The following is a 442-nucleotide window of genomic DNA, read 5'->3' on the forward strand; positions in this document are numbered from 1 at the left end:
GCATTTGCCGATGGTGAGGTCAACGTCAAAGTTGAAGTGACGGACATAGCGGGTAACAATGCAGTTAGCAGTGAAAGTAGCTTCAGTATAGACACCACCAAGCCGACGATCAGTATCGATACCGTGGCAGGCGATAATGTGGTGGATGACAATGAAGATAACAGCGTAACACTAAGCGGAAACAGCATTGGCGCGGTAGGACAAACGGTAACCGTGACCATCATTGATGGCAGTAATACCGTTGTTTACAACGGTACAGCGGTAGTGGGTACCGATGGCACTTGGCGTATCCCAGACGTCGATTTAAGTCATTTGGTCGACGAAGCGAACTACACGGTACGTGCCGATGTTACCGATGCCGCGGGTAATGTGGCAGACCAAGCGACACAGGTGATCCGCACCGAAGATACTACGGCACCAAACGCTCCACAGTTAACTCTGG

Annotated in this window: 1 protein-coding gene; it reads left to right on the forward strand. The window is 50.9% G+C overall.

The window, feature by feature from the left end; genetic code table 11:
• On the forward strand, positions 1–442 hold a 442-nt coding region (locus tag AC1EU0_RS19190; RefSeq protein WP_480304380.1), incomplete at both ends, for an Ig-like domain repeat protein.

The sequence above is a fragment of the Parashewanella sp. 2210YD4-3 genome (assembly GCF_056591735.1).